Origin of the sequence: Streptomyces sp. NBC_01198 (assembly GCF_036010485.1) — a bacterium.
Classification (GTDB): Bacteria; Actinomycetota; Actinomycetes; order Streptomycetales; family Streptomycetaceae; genus Actinacidiphila.
Genome location: NZ_CP108568.1, coordinates 5,317,076 through 5,334,180, shown reverse-complemented (window position 1 = coordinate 5,334,180; position 17,105 = coordinate 5,317,076). Strand labels below are relative to the sequence as shown.

The following is a 17,105-nucleotide window of genomic DNA, read 5'->3' as shown; positions in this document are numbered from 1 at the left end:
GGGCGAAAAAACAGACCTTGACTTGAGCATGGCAGGACAGTACGTTTACCGGTTCCACGGCTCCGCTGACCGGACGTCAGGTCCGCCACGTGCCACTTCGGCACTGCCGCGTCGAGACCACGCCGCTCCCGGGCGCCACCACAACCGGACACGCGTGCGACCCCGTGCGCCCCCTCGTGCACCCCGCGGCGGGTTAGGTCATGCTTACCAGGTGTTCGCCCCGGGCATGCCGAACAGGAACCACCCGTCAGCGTGCCCCCGCTTCGACGTACCCGAGGACGGTTCCCCCGATGCCACGTCCGACGACCGCGCAACTCGCCTACGGTTCCCTGACCGTCGTCCTGTCCACCCTCGCGACACTGCTGCTGTCCGACGTACGCTCCGGCGCCGCCGTCGTCGCCGTGGCCGCCGGCGGGCTGCTGCTCGGGCTGCTCGTCGCGGTGGGCGTGACCATGCCGGTGGCCGCCCGCCGCCGCGCCTCGCTCGGACCCGCCCCGATCCCCCCGGCCGCCGTCCCCGTCCCGCGCTCGCGCGTGACGAGCGGCGCGGGCTCCCGGGTCGGAGAGCGTTCGCTGCGGCGCTGACCCGCTGGTGCGGGCCATCAGACGGCGGTCACGACCACGGTCCTGGCCGCCTTCTCATGCAGCCCCTGCTTGTACGGCTTGTCGAACAGCACGGTGATGCCGATGATCAGGAACCAGAAGCAGCTGCAGCAGAAGGCCGGGAGCCACAGGACGGCCGCGCGCACCGCCGCGGCCCGCTGCGTCGGCACGCTGCCGTCGGAGAGCATCGCGGCCCGCAGGCCCGTCAGCCTCTTCCCCACCGTCTGGCCGGTGGACTGCGTCATGTACCACTCGTAGAGGAAGCCGAGCACCGCGGTGAAGACGCCGCCGGTGGCGCCGCGGCCGGCGGTCCAGCCGCTGCTGTGCACCCCGCCGGACGCCCAGTCCAGCAGCGCCGCCGGGATGAAGACGATGATCAGGTCGATGACCCGGGCGAGCACCCTGCGGCCGGAGGCGGCCAGCGGGGGCATGCCGGACAGCGGGTCCTCGCCGCCGCCCCCTCCCCCGCCGTACCCCGGGTCGTCGTACGGGTTGCCGCCGCCGGGGGGCGGGCTGCCGTACGGGTTCCCTGCGGTCGGCTGCTGCGGGGGTGGCTGATCGCTGCTCATACCCCGAGTGAATCCCGCCACCTGACGCACCGCCCGCTACCCGTACCCATCCGGGCGACGCCGGTCCCCCCCCGCCGGCGCGGCGGGGCCCGCCGGGGCGTCAGGTGGCCGAGACGAAGGTGTGCGCGGCCTTGTCGTGCCAGCCCTGGCGCCAGGGGCGGTCGAAGAGGCACCAGGCCACCCCGACGACACCCACCACGAAGAGGTTCAGCACTGTACGGGTCAGCCAGCGCCGCAGGCTCGCACCGAAGGCGGGCGGCTGCTGCGCCTCGATGTCCAGCACCTTCAGGCCGACCAGCTTCTTGCCGAGCGTGCGCCCCCACCTGGCCGTGGGCAGCACTTCGAGCAGCACCCCGGCCAGCAGCGCCACCAGCAGCACCGCGCCCAGCTCCGCGCCGGTCGTGGCGTCGAGCAGCCACACCTTGACCGTCTCACCGGTCAGCTTCGCCGCGTCCACCTTGTCCTTGGCGTGCTGATACGCCGCCGAGCCCAGCGGCACCGCCGCCGCCCCGGTGACCGCGGCGAAGACCACCGTGTCCACCACCCGCGCGGCGAACCGCAGGAGGAGGCCGCCGGGCCGCTCCAGGGAGCGGGAGCTGCCGAACGGGTCGCTCGGCACCGGCCGCCACGGCGCGACGCCCTCGCGGGCGAGCTCGTGCACCTGCTCGGCCCAGGGCGCGGGCGTCTGCGCGGGCACGGCCGGCTCGGGCCGGGCGGGCTGCGGGGTGACCCTCGGCTGCTGATGCGGGGGCCGGTACTCGGCCTCCGCGGCCGGCGCCGGACGCGAGGGCTGCGGCGACGGCTGCGAGCCCGGCGCTCCCCAGGAGATCGGCGGCAGTTCGGTGCCGGGTGCGCCCGCCGCCGCGGGCCACGCGGGCGCGGGGGCGGGCTCGGCGGCGGGCGACGGAACCGGGGCGGATGCGGGTGCGGGCGCCGGCGGGGGCGTCTCCGGGACGCCCTGCACGGCGGCCGGCGCCGCCGGATCCGCGTCGAGGAACATCGGCCCCGACTCGTCGACCGCGGGCTGCGCGGCGGCCGGCTGCGAGCCCTCGGGCGCGGGCCGGCTCGTACCCGGCACCCAGCCCGATCCGTCCCAGTAGCGGATGTAGTTCGGGATCGACGGGTCCGGGTAGTAACCCGGCGCCGGGGACGCGGACGGCGAAGAACCGGGGGAGCCAGAAGGAGGTGCGCTCATGGTTCACAGGTTCCGTATCTGCTCGGCCGGGGGTGTGCAGCGTCCAGACATACCAGACCGGCGGACCCGGCGGGACCGCGCCGCCGTACACCACCCTCTCTGACATGTCCTTACCCCCCCGGCGCGCCGCGCGCCCCCTCTTCCGGGATTTTGAACCGAATCTCGCGAACCCGCGTAATGGTGGGAGTGGCACGCGCTCTCTCCAGGTGCTGGCCCCGATCGCGAAACCCGCCAAGAGGGGCCGCCGCGCCAAGGAAAGGACGTCGACTCGATGCAGACCGTGGTGGAACGCGAACTCGAAATGCAACTGATGCTGTCGCCCGAGCGCAGCATCCCCGTACCGGCCAAGCTTGCCTACCGCACGGACGATCCGTTCGCCGTGCACGTCACCTTCCACGTGGGCTCCGACGCGCCCGTGAACTGGACGTTCGCCCGGGAGTTGATCGTGGAGGGGGTGTTCAGACCCTGCGGCCACGGCGATGTCCGGATCTGGCCGACGAAGGTCAACGGCCGCAGCGTGCTGTGCATGGCGCTCAGTTCGCCGGACGGCGAGGCGCTGCTCGAAGCGCCGTCCTCGCCGGTGGCGTCCTGGCTGGAGCGGACCCTGCGGGTGGTGCCGCCGGGCACCGAGCACGAACAGCTGGGCATGGACGACGGGTTGAGCCGCCTGCTGGCCCCGGTGGCGGGCGACGAGCTGTGGCTGGGCAACCCGTCCCCCGGGCAGGGCCGGCCGGACGACACCCCCGACGCGAGTGCGTGACGGCCGCTGCCGCGGTCAGAAGACCTTGCCCGGGTTCAGCAGTCCGAGCGGGTCGAAGACGGCCTTGATGCCGCGCTGCAACTCCATTCCGGTGGGCCCGAGTTCACGTGCGAGCCAGTCCCTTTTCAGCAGCCCCACCCCGTGTTCGCCGGTGATGGTGCCGCCCAGCGCCAGCCCGAGCGCCATGATCTCGTCGAAGGACTCCCTGGCCCGCCGGGACTCGTCGGGGTCGTGCGCGTCGAAGCAGACCACGGGGTGGGTGTTGCCGTCGCCGGCGTGCGCGCACACGCCGATCGTCAGGCCGAAGCGCTCGGCGACCGCGGCGACCCCGTCCAGCATCTCGCCGAGCCGCCCGCGCGGTACGCACACGTCGTCGATCATGGTGGCCGTCGAGACCTTCTCCAGTGCGGTGAGCGACAACCGCCTGGCCTGCAGCAGCAGTTCGGACTCCGCCGCGTCCTGCGCCGGCACCACCTCGGCGGCCCCGGCCGCCCTGCACAGCTCGCCGAGCGCGGCCAGGTCGGCCGCCGGGTCCGGGGTGTCGAAGGCGGCAAGCAGCAGCGCCTCGGTGGACTCCGGCAGCCCCATCTGCGCCATCGCGTTGACCGCGCGGATGGTGGTGCCGTCCATCAGCTCCAGCAGCGACGGCACATGGCCGCCCTCCATGATCGCGCAGACCGCGGCGCACGCGGCGGCCGCCGTGGGGAACTCCGCGACCAGCGCGAGCTGTTGGGGCGGGGCCGGGCGCAGGGCGACGACCGCCTTCACCACCACGCCGAGGGTGCCCTCCGAGCCCACGAACAGCCGCGTCAGGTCGTAGCCGGCGACCCCCTTGGCCGTACGCCGCCCGGTGCTCAGCAGCCGGCCGTCGGCGAGCACCACGTCGAGGCCGAGGACGTATTCGGCGGTGACCCCGTACTTCACGCAGCACAGGCCGCCCGCGCCGGTGCCGATGTTGCCGCCGATGGTGCACTGCTCCCAGCTCGACGGGTCCGGCGGGTAGTACAGCCCGCGCTCGGCGACCGCGCGGGACAGCACCGCGTTGACGACGCCGGGTTCGACCACGGCGATCCGGTCCACCGGGTCGATCTCCAAGATCCTGTCCATCTTCCGCAGCGACAGCACGATGCAGCCGTCCACGGCGTTGGCGCCGCCGGACAGCCCCGTCCGCGCCCCCTGCGGCACCACCGGCACGCGGGCGGCGGTGGCCGTGCGCATCACGTGCTGGACGTCTTCGGCGGTGCGCGGCAACACCACCGCCTGCGGCGCGCCCGCCTCGGAGAAGCTCGCCATGTCGTGCGCGTACGACGCCATGACCTCCGGGTCGGTCATCACTGCCCCTGGGGGCAGCCCCGCCGTCAACATCTCGATCACGTCACCCATCCCCCCACCATGGCACTCCGCGCCACCCGGCGTAAGTCGGCACCCCCCAGGTGCGCGGGGAACGGCGCGACCAGCCCCCACCGGGGCGTGGGTCGCCACCGACCCAAAGGGGCAGATCGGTCCGATCCGGACCACCGGCCGGTGGTGGGCTGGTCGCGCAGTTCCCCGCGCCCCTGATGGGCACCCCCTTGCACAAGGGGAACCCACCGACCGCCGCGGCCCGCGGGATGGCGTACCCCCCGCCGCGGGGTGCGGCTAGAGGTTGCCGCGACGGGCCTGCTCTCGCTCGATCGCCTCGAAGAGCGCCTTGAAGTTGCCCTTGCCGAAGCCCATCGACCCGTGCCGCTCGATCATCTCGAAGAAGACCGTCGGCCGGTCCTGCACCGGCTTGGTGAAGATCTGCAGCAGATACCCGTCCTCGTCCCGATCCGCCAGGATCTTCAGCTCGCGCAGCTCGGCCAGCGGCACCCTCGTGTCGCCGACCCACTCGCCGAGGGTGTCGTAGTACGACTCGGGGGTGTCGAGGAATTCGACGCCGGCGGCCCGCATCGCGCGCACCGAGGCGACGATGTCGTTGGTGGCCAGCGCGATGTGCTGGACGCCGGGGCCTCCGTAGAATTCCAGGTACTCGTCGATCTGGGACTTCTTCTTGCCCGCCGCCGGCTCGTTGAGCGGGAACTTGACCTTGAGCGTCCCGTCGGCGACGACCTTCGACATCAGGGCGGAGTATTCGGTGGCGATGTCGTCGCCGACGAATTCCTTCATGTTGGTGAAGCCCATGACCTGGTTGTAGAAGGTCACCCACTCGTTCATGCGGCCGAGTTCGACGTTGCCGACGCAGTGGTCGACGGCCTGGAAGTAGCGCTTGGCCGGCGGTTCGACGACCGGCGGCACCGCGTCGTAACCGGGCAGGTAGGGGCCGTCGTAGCCGCTGCGGTCGACCAGGGTGTGCCGGGTCTGGCCGTAGGTGGCGATCTCGGCGAGCACCACTGTGCCGTGCTCGTCCTTGAGTTCGTAGGGCTCGGCGAGGCCCTGCGCGCCGTGGGCGACGGCATACTCGTAGGCGGTGCGGGCGTCGGGGACCTCGATGGCCAGGTCGATGACGCCGTCGCCGTGCGCGGCGACGTGGTCGGCGAGGAAGCGGCCGTGCTCGGTGGCCGGCTTGATGACGGATGTCAGGACGAAGCGGGCGCCGCCGGACTCCAGGACGTACGAGGCGGTCTCGCGGTTGCCGTTCTCGGGTCCCGAGTACGCCACCTTGCGCATCCCGAACGCGGTCGAGTAGTAGTGCGCGGCCTGCTTCGCGTTGCCCACCGCGAAGACCACCGCGTCCATGCCCTTGACGGGGAAAGCGTCCTTGGTCTCAGTCATGGCAAAAGCGTCCCGCCGACCTCCAGGGTGCGCAACAGTTCCGGTTCTCGCTGGACAGACTGCACAGCACGGGTGACGATCGACGGGTCAATCTGTGCAGGATGACCATGGAAAAGGCGGGCGGGGATGGGCATCGACAGGCTGGACGGGCGGCTGATCACGCTGCTCGACCGGGAGCCGCGGATAGGCGTGCTGGAGGCGTCGCGCCGGCTGGGGGTGGCGCGCGGCACCGTGCAGGCGCGGCTCGACCGGTTGCAGGCACACGGGGTGATCCGCGGTTTCGGCCCGCAGGTGGACCCGGCGGCGCTGGGCTATCCGGTGACGGCGTTCGCGACGCTGGAGATCAAGCAGGGGCAGGGCGTCGACGTCCGCGCGCATCTGGCGTCGGTGCCCGAGGTGCTGGAGCTGCACACCACGACCGGCGAGGGCGACATGCTGTGCCGGCTGGTGGCCCGCTCGAACGCGGACCTGCAGCGGGTGATCGACAAGGTGGTCGGGTTCGAGGGCATCGTGCGCGCGGCGACCGCGATCGTGATGGAGAATCCGGTCCCGCTGCGGATCATCCCGCTGGTGGAGCAGGCCGCCAGGGACACCTGGCCCCCGGCGTGACCGCCGGCCCGGCGCCGCCGCCCGTGGCGGCCGCCGGCCCCGGCGGGGGGGCCGCTGTCAGCAGGCCGGCGTCTGCTTGCCCGCGTCCAGTGCGGACAGGGCCGCCAGGGCGCCGTCGAGGGTGTCGACGGGGATGAGCCGCAGGCCGCCGGGGAGCTGGGCGGTGGCGTCGGAGCACTCGGCGCGCGGCACCAGGAAGACGGTGGCGCCGTCCTTGCGGGCGGCCAGCTCCTTGAGCGGTACGCCGCCGACCGCGCCGACCTTGCCCGCCGCGTCGATGGTGCCGGTGCCGGCGATGCTGCGGCCGCCGGTGAGGTCGCCGCCGTGGCCGTCACCGTCGATCTTGTCGATGATGCCGAGGGTGAACAGCAGCCCGGCGCTGGGGCCGCCGACGTCGGCGAGCCGCAGGTTCACCTTCACCGCGGACGGCGACAGGTGGAGGTGGCCGAGCGCGGCGGTGGTGGCCGCCTCCTGCGAGTCGGTCATCTCCTTGAGGTTGGCCTTCTCGATGGCCTTGACCGAGCCGCCGCTGGGGTAGACCGAGTCGCGCGGCATCGCGGCCCTGCTGGTGTCGAACCAGGACCTCGCCACGTCGACGAAGTGCACCGGGGTGTCCGGCGAGGTCGCCGCGATGGTGACCAGCCGCAGCTGCCCGCTGGTGGCGCGTACCGGCGTCCCGCTGACCGTGATGACCTGGGTGCCTCCGTTGCTGCCCAGCACGTCCGCGGTCAGCCCGGGCTGCACGATGGACACCGGCAGCGGCGCGAAGGCGGCCACGGCCAGCAGTGCGGCCACGACCGCCGCGCACACGGCGAGGGCCAGGGACCGGCGGGAGAGCGTAGGCATGCGCCCGACCTTAATTCACCGCCGACCCCGCCCAGAAACCGCGGGTTGGTTCACCCGGTCAGCGCAGTGCGTCCGACACCTCCGTCGCCGCCTCCACCACCCGCGGACCGACCCGTTCCGGTACCGCCTCGGAGAGCATCACCACGCCGACGCTGCCCTCCACCCCCGGCACCCCGAGCAGCGGGGCGGCGGCGCCGCTCGCGCCCGCCTCAAGCTCGCCGTGGGTCAGGACGTAGCGGACCTGGTCGGTGGCCAGGCTGGTGGCGACCGAGGCGCTGCCGATCCGCACCATCGCGCCGCCGTCCTCGTCCAGCGGGTCCTGGCCGCTCTCGCGGCCCTCCAGGTCGTCCTGGCCGTCGTGGGCGTCCGCGAAGCGCTCCCAGCGGCTCCCGTCGGGCGTCGGCTGCATGCCGCGGCCGGCGAGGATCGCCCGGCCCGCCGCGCCCCGGTCCAGCGGGTGGCGGAAGCCGGTGCGGTAGGCGACGTGGTAGTCGGTCCAGGTCGGTTCGACCACGGCGACGGCCAGCGCCTCGCTGCCGTCGACCAGGGTCAGGTGGGCGGTCGCCCCGATGTCCTCGGCGAGCGAGCGCAGTGCGGGCAGCGCCGCCTCGCGCAGCAGCGGGTGGACCTGGTGGGCCAGGCCGAGCACGCCGAGCCCGACCCGGGCACGGCCGCCGAGGTCGCGGCGCACCAGCGAGTGCTGTTCCAGGGTGGCGAGCAGCCGGTAGACCACCGTCCGGTTCACCCCGAGTTTGGCCGCCAGCTCGGTCACGGTCAGGCCGTGATCGGTGTCGGCGAGCAGTTTCAGGACCCGCAGGCCCCGATCCAGTGTCTGAGACGTCTCCGCGGTCACGACGCCCCCTCCTCATAGAATCGGCGGCGCTTGTCACGAAGACGACGCACCGCCGGTCCCGCGGCAGTGCGCGGAGAGGCCGCCGGTTGTCGGCTTACCGGCTGCGCTCCGCGGCGGCTCTGCCACGGCGCGTGCGTGATCGGCACGGTAGCGAGGTTGTACCGCTCAGCGGAAGAGGCCGTCCACAATCCGGGCACCGAGATGACGGCTCGTCGCTTGTCATATCCGGGTAACACCGCGGAAATCATCGCATTCGGGTGGCCCACTCCTGCACCTTCTTGATCCGTTCGCCGAGCTGCCCGGCGGTCGCCTCGGCGCTCGGCGGACCCCCGCAGACCCGGCGCAGCTCGTTGTGGATCACACCGTGCGGCTTGCCGCTCTGATGGTTGTACGCGGCCACCAGAGTGTTCAACTGCTTTCTCAGTTCCAGCAGTTGGCGGTGGGAGACCACCGGGCGCCGGTCCGCGGGGAGCTCCAGCAGGTCGGCCTCGTCGTCCGGCTTCTTGCGGCTGTGCGCGATCTGCCGGGCCTGCCGGCGCTGCAGCAGTATCTGTACCTGGTCCGGTTCCAGCAGGCCCGGGATGCCGAGGTAGTCCTGCTCCTCCTCGCTGCCCGGGTGCGCCTGCATGCCGAACTCGGCGCCGTCGTAGAGGACCCGGTCGAAGACGGCGTCGGACTCCAGGGCCTCGAAGGGCAGTTGGTCGTCCTCGGTGTCCTCGTCCTCGGCCTTCTCGGCGTCCGCGAGCAGCTGGTCCTCCTCGGCGAACGGGTCCTCCTCGCCCGCCTTCTTCGGCTTGTCGAGCACGTGGTCGCGCTCGACCTCCATCTCGTTGGCGAACTCCAGCAGCATCGGGATGGTGGGCACGAACACCGACGCGGTCTCGCCGCGCCGCCGCGACCGTACGAAACGGCCCACCGCCTGCGCGAAGAACAGCGGCGTGGAGATCGTGGTGGCGTACACCCCGACCGCGAGGCGCGGCACGTCCACGCCCTCGGAGACCATCCGCACCGCGACCATCCAGCGGTCCTCGGAAGTGCTGAACTTCTCGATGCGCTTGGAGGCGCCGGTGTCGTCGGACAGCACCACGGTCGGCTTGTGCCCGGTCAGCTCCTTCAGCAGCTTGGCATACGCGCGGGCCGAGTCCTGGTCGGTGGCGATGACCAGGCCGCCGGCGTCCGGGATGCCCTTGCGCACCTCGGTCAGCCGCTGGTCGGCGGACCTGAGCACGTTGGGGATCCAGTCGCCGGTCGGCGACAGCGCGGTCCGCCAGGCCTGCCCGGTGGCGTCCTTGGTCATCGGCTCGCCGAGCCGGGCCGCGATCTCGTCGCCCGCCTTGGTGCGCCAGCGCATGTTGCCGCTGTAGGACAGGAAGATCACCGGCCGCACGACACCGTCGGCCAGGGCGTTGCCGTAGCCATAGGTGTAGTCGGCCGAGCTGCGCCGGATGCCGTCGTTGCCCTCCTCGTAGGCCACGAACGGGATCGGGTTGGTGTCCGACCTGAACGGCGTCCCGGTCAGCGCGAGCCGCCTGGCGGCCGGGTCGAAGGCCTCAAGGCACGCCTCGCCCCAGGACTTGCTGTCGCCCGCGTGGTGGATCTCGTCCAGGATCACCAGCGTCTTGCGCTGCTCGCACCGGTTGCGGTGCAGCATCGGCCGCACGCCGACGCCCGCGTACGTCACCGCGACGCCGTGGTATTCGCGTCCCACCGGACCCGCGCTGTACTGCGGGTCCAGCTTGATCCCTATCCGCGCCGCCGCGTCCGCCCACTGCGTCTTCAGGTGCTCGGTCGGCGCGACGACGGTGATCTGCTGGACCAGGTGGTTGTGCAGCAGATACGACGCGAGCGAGAGCGCGAACGTCGTCTTTCCCGCGCCGGGGGTCGCCACCGCCAGGAAGTCGCGCGGCTGCCGCGCGACATAGGCGTCGATGGCCCCCTGCTGCCAGGCCCGCAGCTTGTTCGCCGTTCCCCACGGCGCACGGCCGGGGAAGGCGGGAGACAGGTGATGGGGGTGCGAGGCGGTGGTAGTCACGGTCTCCGGGTGAGGGTAGGGCGGCGGCCGCCCCCGGTCCCGGTGGCACGGCCCGTACGAAAACCGCCCCAGCCTAACCGGCCCGCGGCCCGCGCCCCGCCGTCGGCGTCCGCCCCTTCCGCGGTGCGACCGACATCACACCCGGCGCCGCTCCGCCGCGGCGGGCGACCCGCCGGCGGGCGGCGGCACGGCACCGCGGACCGGCCCGGCGCCTCCCTTCGTGACCCGCGGGCGCGCCCGCGCTCACACCCCGGCCTGGTCGGCATCGTCCTGGCCCGCAGGAACCGCTGACCCTACGTCGCCGGGGTGGGGCGGAGGCGGAGGGCGACGGCGGCGGCCGCCAGGGCGAGGGCGGCCGCCGGGAGGAAGACGGCGGCGAAAGCCGCGGGGTGGGCCGGGACGGTGGCGGCGGAGGTGGCGGACGGTGCGAGGGACCCGCCGCCGAGGGCCGCGAAGACCGTGCCGGCGGCGGCGACCAGCACCACGTTCGCCAGCGCGTCGCTGACCTGGAGGGCCGCCGAGTTCGTCCCCGCGTCCCGGGGCGCGGACATCCCCATCATCAGCACCGTCAGCGTGGAGATCGCCATCCCCATCCCCATCCCCGCCAGGCACCACGCGGCCGCGACGATCCACACCGGCACCGCGTGGTCCAGCGTCAGCGGCACCGCCGCGATCGCCGCGGCGGTCAGGACCATGCCGATCTGCACCAGCCGCTCGCGGGCCGGCTGGAAGCGCGGCCTGGCCTGCAGGTACGAGCCCAGCGCCCAGGTCAGGCCGCCGCCGGCCAGCGACAGGCCGGCCATCGTCGCTGACAGCCCGCGCTGGGTGACCAGCATCAGCGGGATGAAGGTCTCGGCGGCGGCGAAGGTGCCGGCCGCCAGGCCGCGCATCAGCACCACCGTGGGCAGCCCGCGGGCCGCCAGGAACGTGCCGGGCGGCAGCAGCCGGCGCGCGGCCGGTACGAGCAGCGCGGCGCCGGCCAGCGCGGGCAGCACGGAGAGCAGGCGCAGGTCCTGGCCCGCGTACTGCAGCAGCACCGCGCCCGCGGCGAGCGCCACCGCGAGCCAGATCCGCCGCCCGTCCATCCCTGGCCGCGGCCCCACGTCGTGCCCGGGGGCGGCGACCGTGCGCCGCAGCGCGGGCAGCATCACCGCGAGCGGCAGCACCACGAGCACCGGGATGGCCAGGAAGACCCAGCGCCACCCCAGTTGCTCGGTCACCGTCCCCGACACCAGCGGCCCGACGATGGACGGCACCACCCAGGACGCCGAGAACGACGCCATCACCGACGGCCGCAGCCGTACCGGATACGCCAGCCCCACCACCACGTACAGCGCGACGATGACCAGCCCGCCGCCGAAGCCCTGGACGGCCCGCCCCAGCACGAACGTGGTCATCGTGCCGGCCGTCCCGCTCACCACGAGCCCGGCGGCGAAGGCCGCGATCCCGGCGGTCAGCGGCGCCAGCGGCCCGCTGCGGTCGCTCCACTGGCCGCTTATCACCATCGCGAGCAGCGAGGTGGTGAAGTAGCCGGAGAAGCCGAACGCGTACAGCCCGAGGCCGTGCAGGTCGCGCGCCGCGATCGGCATCGCGGTGCTCACCGCGGTGGCCTCGAAGGCCACCAGCAGCACCACCGAGACCACCCCGAGCGTCAGCGCCCGGTACTCCCGCCCCAGGATGCCGCCCGTTCCCTCCTCGGGTATCAGCTGCCCGGCGGCGCGTTCCTCTGCAACAGTCACCGGCCCAGCGTAAGGGGCAATACGGCATTTCACCCCTGCCGCGAGACCGTACCGGCCTCCGCCATCCGTCCTACGCCCACCGGCCGGTTTGTAAACGGCGCATGGCAGTCCCGTGGCGTCCGCCCGCGCGCCGTTGACCCGGACCACCCCGACCCGCCATTGTCGAAGCAGAACGCACGACACGGCCGTGTGCCCGAGTGGTTGAGGGACTCGCCTGCAAAGCGAGTTACGCCGGTTCGATTCCGGTCACGGCCTCCATTGCCTGCCCGCCGCCTGGACAGGCGGCGGTCCGGGCCGGGAGCATGAGCAGGGGCTCCTGCCGGGCCCAGCCCTCGCGACAGCGCGCTCGCTCCACCGGCGCTCGGTGCCGTGGTCGCGCACCGGCCACGGGGGAGGTTGGCGGGCCGTCAGTTCGCGGGCGGTTCGGCCGCGTCCAGGACGGCTGCCCAGGGCAGCTCGCGTCCCGGCGGGTCCGCCCGGGGCTCGTGGAGCGGCCACACCTGCGGCCCGTGGATGAGGCGGGCGTCCGCCGCCCGCAGGGCGGCCAGGTGGCGCTCCCACGCCGGATGGCGGGTGTGGGCCGAGTTCACCCGGGGGAAGACGACGACCGGCACCCCGGGCATGCCCAGCGCCTCGCACACCTGCGTCAGCGCCTGGTTGTCTGCGATTCCGGCAGCGAGCTTCGCCACCGTGTTCGCGGACGCGGGGGCCACCACGTAGCAGTCGGCCTGCGGATGCGGCCGGGCCTCGTCGGGGAAACGGGGGGCGTCCCGTACGGGCAGGCCCGTCACCTCCGCCAGGCGCTCGACCTCGCCGATCCGCCGGAGCCAGGCTCCCGCGGTCGGGGTCAGCGTGACAGCCACCCGCCAGCCGCGTGCCAGCGCGGGTTCCACCAGTCCCGTGCGCAGGGACTCCACTCCCCCGGCAGCCGACGCCACGACTCCCAGCACGCCACGCACCGCCGTCGTCACCGCACCGCCTCGCGTCGTCGGGCCATCACGAACACCTCCGAGGGGCGCGACCCGGCGGCCCCGGGCGACTGCCCGGTGAGGTCCGCGGCGTCTCGCGCGCCCTCGGATTGTCGCGCACGAGGCCCGCTCGCGTGGCGCGCGTCCCGGAGACGCGGCGGACGCGGCGGACGTCGCGCACACGGGATTGGCCCAGGATTTCCGCTGCCGAGTGGCACACTCCGGGGCGGCGCGACGCCGTAACGTCGGGCCCATGACGGAGCGGACGAAGGAAAGAGCGGTCGGGACCGGCGCGGACGTGTTGCGCGCGCTGCATCTCGGGCGGGAGGCCGGCGATCCACTGGTGCTGCCCGGGCCGTGGGACGCCGCAAGTGCGCGGGTCTTCGCCGACGCCGGTTTCCCGGCGCTGGCCACGCCCAGCGCCGGGATCGCCGCGTCGCTCGGCTACGAGGACGGCGAGGGCACGCCCCCCGGCGAGATGTTCGCCGCGATCCGCCGCATCACCCGGGCCGTGGACGTACCCGTGACCGCGGATGTCGAGGCGGGTTACGGGCTCCCCGCCGCCGAGCTGGTCGAACGGCTGCTGGAGGCCGGTGCGGTGGGCTGCAACCTGGAGGACTCCGACCTGGCCGCCGGGACCCTGGTCGAGGCCGGGCGGCAGGCCGACCGGCTGGCCGAGGTGCGGGCGGCGGCCGGCTCCGCGCTGGTGATCAACGCGCGGGTCGACACGTATCTGCGCGGGGAGCGGACGCCCGCCGCCGCGGTGGAGCGCGGGCTGCGGTACGCCGCCGCCGGCGCCGACTGCGTCTATCCGATCCTCGCCCCCGCGACGCACCTGGCGGCCATCGCCGAAGGGGTCGGCGTCCCGGTCAACGCCCTGTGCAAGCCCGGCACCCCCTCCCCGCGCGAGCTCGGGGCGCTGGGCGCCACCCGCGTCACCTTCGGCGGCGGCCTCCAGGCCGAGGCGCTGGAGGCGGTCAGGACGATGGCCGTCGGCATGGTCCGCTGAAAGGACCGGACCGGACCGAACCGGACGGAGCCGGAGCGGGCGCCCCCCCGGGTCAGTCGCTGCCGCAGTAGCCGTCCGGGCAGAAGGAGTCGCGCAGGACCTGGAAGACGTTCCGATACGTGGACCAGTCGTCGTCCGGGCCGGCGACCAGCAGCGCGTACTGCACGCCGTCCGGCCCGGTGAAGGCGCGGTCGACCACGTGGCGGGTGCCGCCCCCGTCGCGGGTGTAGGTGTATTCGAGCTCGGCGGCGTCGGGGGCCTGGTCGTCGCTGAGGTAGCTCAGGCCGACCAGCTGGAAGCCGTCGTGGTGGGAGACGGTCTCCTGGGTCGCCGCCAGCGACTGGTAGGGCGTCGTCTCCGGCCCGTTGAGGGCGAAGATCTGGATCAGGCTCGCCCCGTCCGCGCTGCGGTAGTAGACGCTGGCGCCCTCGGTGGTGCGCTCCCAGGACTGCGGCACGTCGACGGTGAAGCCCGCCGGGTCCGTGAGCTGTTCGAAGCCGTCCGGCGGCGTGCTGAGCGGCGGCGCCGTGGAGGGGACGTCGGTCGTCGGCGAGGCAGTGCCGTCCCAGTCGCCGGCCCCTGCCGAGCCGCCCGCAGAGTCGCCCGCGGAGTCGTCCGTCGAGCCGGGATCGTAGGTCGAGCCGGGATCGTACGTGCTGCCCGCGCCGCCGGACGTCTCCGGGCCGGTCGAGTACGCCGACGTGCCGGCGGTGCCGAAGCCCGGCAGCCCGCCCGCGCTGTCGGAGCCGCCGCTCCCGCCGGACGTCACCGCCCACAGGCCGGCGCCGGCGGCCGCGCAGACCGCCACCACGGCGAACGCCACGATCAGCACCCGCCTGCTGCTGTTGCCGCGCGACAGCACACCCAGTGCCGGCGGCACCGCCACGGGCAGGGTGTCACCGTCCGCTCCCGGCGCCGGGTCCTGCACCCAGCGCTGGTTCTCCGCGTCCCATCGGGCCATCGCGGCCACCCCCTTCTCAGCCGAGCAGTTCCAGGCACGCCTGGACGACGGCCGCGGCGGAGGCCAGCCCGGCCGCGGCGGTCGCGCCGAGGTCGAGCCGGTCGCGCAGCCACTGGAGCCGGCTGCGCCGCACCAGGCCGCCCTCGGCGATCTCCCGTTCCGCCCCGGCCAGTTCCGCGTCGACCTCGGCGGTCTCCTCGCTGGGCGCCAGCACCCGCAGCTGCTCGCGCAGCACGCCGACGGCGGCGGCCAGTTCGGCGGACGCCGCGACGTACTGCGTCGAGGCGTCGACCGCCCGGGCGCCGCGGCCGGCGGCCACCGCCCCGCCGGTCATCACACCGACGCCGATCCCGGCGCCCGGCGCGGGCAGCGGCGGACCGGCGTACGGAGGCGGCGGGGGCGCCGCGGCCCGGTGGGCGCGGTCCTCCGCCCGGGCGTTCTCGCCGGCCGCGGCCGCCCCGCCGGTCATCACACCGATCGAGATGCCGCCCGTGCCGGACGCCGCGGGCGGCGCCTGCCGCGCGGCGTCCTGCTCCGCCGCGTCCTGGTCCTCGTGCTCCGCCGCCATCAGGCACCGCCTTCCGTGTGCTTCGCCGACGCCCGGTCCCCTGTCGCGACCGCGCCGCCGCTCATCGCACCGATGTAGACGCCGCCGCCGCTGACGTTGACGATCTGCTGCTCGAACTCACCCGTCGCGTAGCCCTTCAGCCGCAGCGCGTCCCGCACGCCGCTGGCGATCCGGTCCTGGACGGTCTTCACGTAGCGGCTGATGTCCATCTCCTGGAAGAGCGACACCTCCCGCACGCTGCCCAACTCCCGCACCGACGTGGTCGGCCCGTCGGGCAGTGCGTGCTCGGGGTCGGCGAGCCAGGTGCGGAAGACCGCCACGCCGGTACGCACCAGCGACGCCATCGCGGCGAGCCCCGCGGCCGGGCTCGCCAGCAGGCTGCGCAGCGCGTGCCGTACCGGGTCGGCCTGGCCGCGGTCCGCGATCACGTCCACCGCCCTGAACTCCGGGCGCACCGGGGTCAGGACGTGCGGGACGACCTCCAGCACGAGCATGCCGCCCTGGGTGTGCACCCGGACCAGGATCGACACCACGATCTGCTCCTCCCACGCGCCGACCCTGATCCGCAGGAAGTGCCGCCGCGCCTCACCGCCCTCGCCGGCCGCCGCCGCCAGGTGCTCGTCGACCGTGCCCGCCGCGTAGACCACCTCGGCCCGGCGCAGTCCGGCGGGCAGGTAGACGAACTCGTCGATCTCCAGCGAGCGCAGCCGGTCCCGGCTGGCCGCCGCGGAGTCGCGCAGCGCCGTCATGCGCGGCTTGATGAGGTCGATGACCTCGCGCCCGGTCAGCCGTGGCGGCTCCGCCGCCATCGCGGCCTTCGCCGGGTCGGCCGGCTTCAACTCCATGGCCAGTGACCAGGGTTCGTACGGCTTGCCGGCGCCGATGAAGGGCCGGAAGGGGTCGTAGATGGTCAGCGGCGAGTGCTGCTCGCGGTCGATGGCCGCGCCGATCCGCCGCCACTGCGGGGAGCCGCCGAGGGTGGCGCGGGGCGCGTGCGCGTAGGCCGTACGGCCCAGCTCCCGGCACATCACGGTGGTGACGTGGCCGCGGTGCAGCCAGACCGGCAGCGCGAGCAGGAACGGGAAGAACACGCCCGCCCAGGCGTTGTCGCCGCTCAGCAGCGTGATGAGCACCGCCCCCGCGTAGACCACGCCGACCAGCGGGGTGAACACCGGCAGCAGCAGCTTCAGCCGGCCGCTGGTGGCCTCCTTGAGCATCGCACGGTCCAGGGTGAAGACCGCCACGCCCACCCCGGCCGCGCTGCGCCTGGCCCAGGCCATCGCGCACAGCAGCGCGTACACCGCGAACCACGGGACGCGCAGCACCGAGTCCGAGGCGGTGCCGGTCACCGCGAAGCCGGCGAAGACCACCCAGATCAGCACCACCCACGCCCCGGTCTGCGCCTCCCGGCGGCGGGCGCGCAGCGCGTGCGCGAGCACCGGCAGGGCGTCGATGCCGAGCGAGGGGGCGACCGGCCGCTCCTCGTGCTCGACCAGCTCCTCGATGACGCGGGTGCGGAAGCCGGTGTCGAAGTAGACCCCGGCGCTGAGCAGCCGGGTGGTCTCGGTGCGGAAGGCCGGCGGCCGGGTGCCGTCCCTGGGCTGCGGAACGGGCCGGGTGGCTGTGCTCATACGTCCCCC

At 73.8% G+C, this 17,105-nt stretch carries 16 protein-coding genes and 1 tRNA gene; 5 read left to right on the top strand and 12 right to left on the bottom strand.

The features are described from left to right. The first annotated feature begins 290 nt into the window (after positions 1 to 290). Positions 291 to 584: a hypothetical protein gene (locus tag OG702_RS23755; RefSeq protein ID WP_327290953.1), complete on the top strand. Its 294-nt coding sequence runs from the start codon at positions 291 to 293 to the stop codon at positions 582 to 584. Between the two features lie 17 nt (positions 585 to 601). On the opposite strand, the gene OG702_RS23750 is transcribed toward OG702_RS23755, so the two are convergent. Further along, positions 602 to 1,171: an RDD family protein gene (locus tag OG702_RS23750; protein WP_327290952.1), complete on the bottom strand. Its 570-nt coding sequence runs from the start codon at positions 1,169 to 1,171 to the stop codon at positions 602 to 604. Between the two features lie 100 nt (positions 1,172 to 1,271). Continuing rightward, complete coding sequence (locus tag OG702_RS23745) at positions 1,272 to 2,366, bottom strand: RDD family protein (protein ID WP_327290951.1); 1,095 nt, start codon at positions 2,364 to 2,366, stop codon at positions 1,272 to 1,274. Positions 2,367 to 2,637: 271 nt separating this feature from the next. On the opposite strand from OG702_RS23745, the gene OG702_RS23740 reads away from it, so the two are divergent. Then, positions 2,638 to 3,126: an SsgA family sporulation/cell division regulator gene (locus tag OG702_RS23740; protein WP_327290950.1), complete on the top strand. Its 489-nt coding sequence runs from the start codon at positions 2,638 to 2,640 to the stop codon at positions 3,124 to 3,126. Between the two features lie 15 nt (positions 3,127 to 3,141). Here OG702_RS23740 and OG702_RS23735 read toward each other — a convergent pair whose 3' ends face one another. Beyond that, complete coding sequence (locus tag OG702_RS23735; protein WP_327290949.1) at positions 3,142 to 4,509, bottom strand: FAD-binding oxidoreductase; 1,368 nt, start codon at positions 4,507 to 4,509, stop codon at positions 3,142 to 3,144. Positions 4,510 to 4,764: 255 nt separating this feature from the next. After that, positions 4,765 to 5,880: a 4-hydroxyphenylpyruvate dioxygenase gene (gene hppD / locus OG702_RS23730; RefSeq protein WP_327290948.1), complete on the bottom strand. Its 1,116-nt coding sequence runs from the start codon at positions 5,878 to 5,880 to the stop codon at positions 4,765 to 4,767. Positions 5,881 to 6,006: 126 nt separating this feature from the next. Between hppD and OG702_RS23725 the strand changes: the two genes are divergently transcribed. Then, complete coding sequence (locus OG702_RS23725) at positions 6,007 to 6,489, top strand: Lrp/AsnC family transcriptional regulator (protein ID WP_327290947.1); 483 nt, start codon at positions 6,007 to 6,009, stop codon at positions 6,487 to 6,489. Between the two features lie 57 nt (positions 6,490 to 6,546). Here OG702_RS23725 and OG702_RS23720 read toward each other — a convergent pair whose 3' ends face one another. From OG702_RS23720 to OG702_RS23705, 4 genes are all read right to left on the bottom strand, one after another. After that, positions 6,547 to 7,335 carry a S16 family serine protease gene (locus OG702_RS23720; protein WP_327290946.1) on the bottom strand — a complete coding sequence of 263 codons (789 nt, stop codon included), beginning with the start codon at positions 7,333 to 7,335 and terminating at the stop codon, positions 6,547 to 6,549. 58 nt (positions 7,336 to 7,393) lie between these two features. Then, a complete protein-coding gene (locus OG702_RS23715) occupies positions 7,394 to 8,188 on the bottom strand; it encodes an IclR family transcriptional regulator (RefSeq protein ID WP_327290945.1) in 795 nt (264 codons plus the stop codon). A 244-nt stretch (positions 8,189 to 8,432) separates the two neighbouring features. Next, on the bottom strand, positions 8,433 to 10,220 hold the full coding sequence (locus OG702_RS23710) for a DEAD/DEAH box helicase (protein WP_327290944.1): 1,788 nt from the start codon (positions 10,218 to 10,220) through the stop codon (positions 8,433 to 8,435). Positions 10,221 to 10,513: 293 nt separating this feature from the next. Then, on the bottom strand, positions 10,514 to 11,959 hold the full coding sequence (locus OG702_RS23705) for an MFS transporter (protein ID WP_327290942.1): 1,446 nt from the start codon (positions 11,957 to 11,959) through the stop codon (positions 10,514 to 10,516). A gap of 183 nt (positions 11,960 to 12,142) precedes the next feature. Between OG702_RS23705 and OG702_RS23700 the strand changes: the two genes are divergently transcribed. Then, positions 12,143 to 12,217: transfer RNA gene (locus tag OG702_RS23700), tRNA-Cys, on the top strand. Between the two features lie 149 nt (positions 12,218 to 12,366). Here OG702_RS23700 and OG702_RS23695 read toward each other — a convergent pair. After that, positions 12,367 to 12,930: a flavoprotein gene (locus OG702_RS23695; protein WP_327290941.1), complete on the bottom strand. Its 564-nt coding sequence runs from the start codon at positions 12,928 to 12,930 to the stop codon at positions 12,367 to 12,369. 250 nt (positions 12,931 to 13,180) lie between these two features. Between OG702_RS23695 and OG702_RS23690 the strand changes: the two genes are divergently transcribed. Then, positions 13,181 to 13,936: an isocitrate lyase/PEP mutase family protein gene (locus tag OG702_RS23690; RefSeq protein ID WP_327290940.1), complete on the top strand. Its 756-nt coding sequence runs from the start codon at positions 13,181 to 13,183 to the stop codon at positions 13,934 to 13,936. A 52-nt stretch (positions 13,937 to 13,988) separates the two neighbouring features. On the opposite strand, the gene OG702_RS23685 is transcribed toward OG702_RS23690, so the two are convergent. From OG702_RS23685 to OG702_RS23675, 3 genes are read right to left on the bottom strand one after another with little or no spacing between them, the layout of a single operon-like run. After that, positions 13,989 to 14,897: a hypothetical protein gene (locus OG702_RS23685; RefSeq protein WP_327290939.1), complete on the bottom strand. Its 909-nt coding sequence runs from the start codon at positions 14,895 to 14,897 to the stop codon at positions 13,989 to 13,991. Between the two features lie 16 nt (positions 14,898 to 14,913). Then, positions 14,914 to 15,465 (bottom strand): hypothetical protein, encoded by a 552-nt coding sequence (locus OG702_RS23680; protein ID WP_327290938.1) that lies wholly within the window; start codon positions 15,463 to 15,465, stop codon positions 14,914 to 14,916. Then, entirely contained in the window at positions 15,465 to 17,096 is a 1,632-nt protein-coding gene (locus tag OG702_RS23675; RefSeq protein WP_327290937.1) for a hypothetical protein, read from the bottom strand. Before OG702_RS23675 ends, OG702_RS23680 begins: the two co-directional genes overlap by 1 nt. Between the last annotated feature and the right edge of the window lie 9 nt (positions 17,097 to 17,105).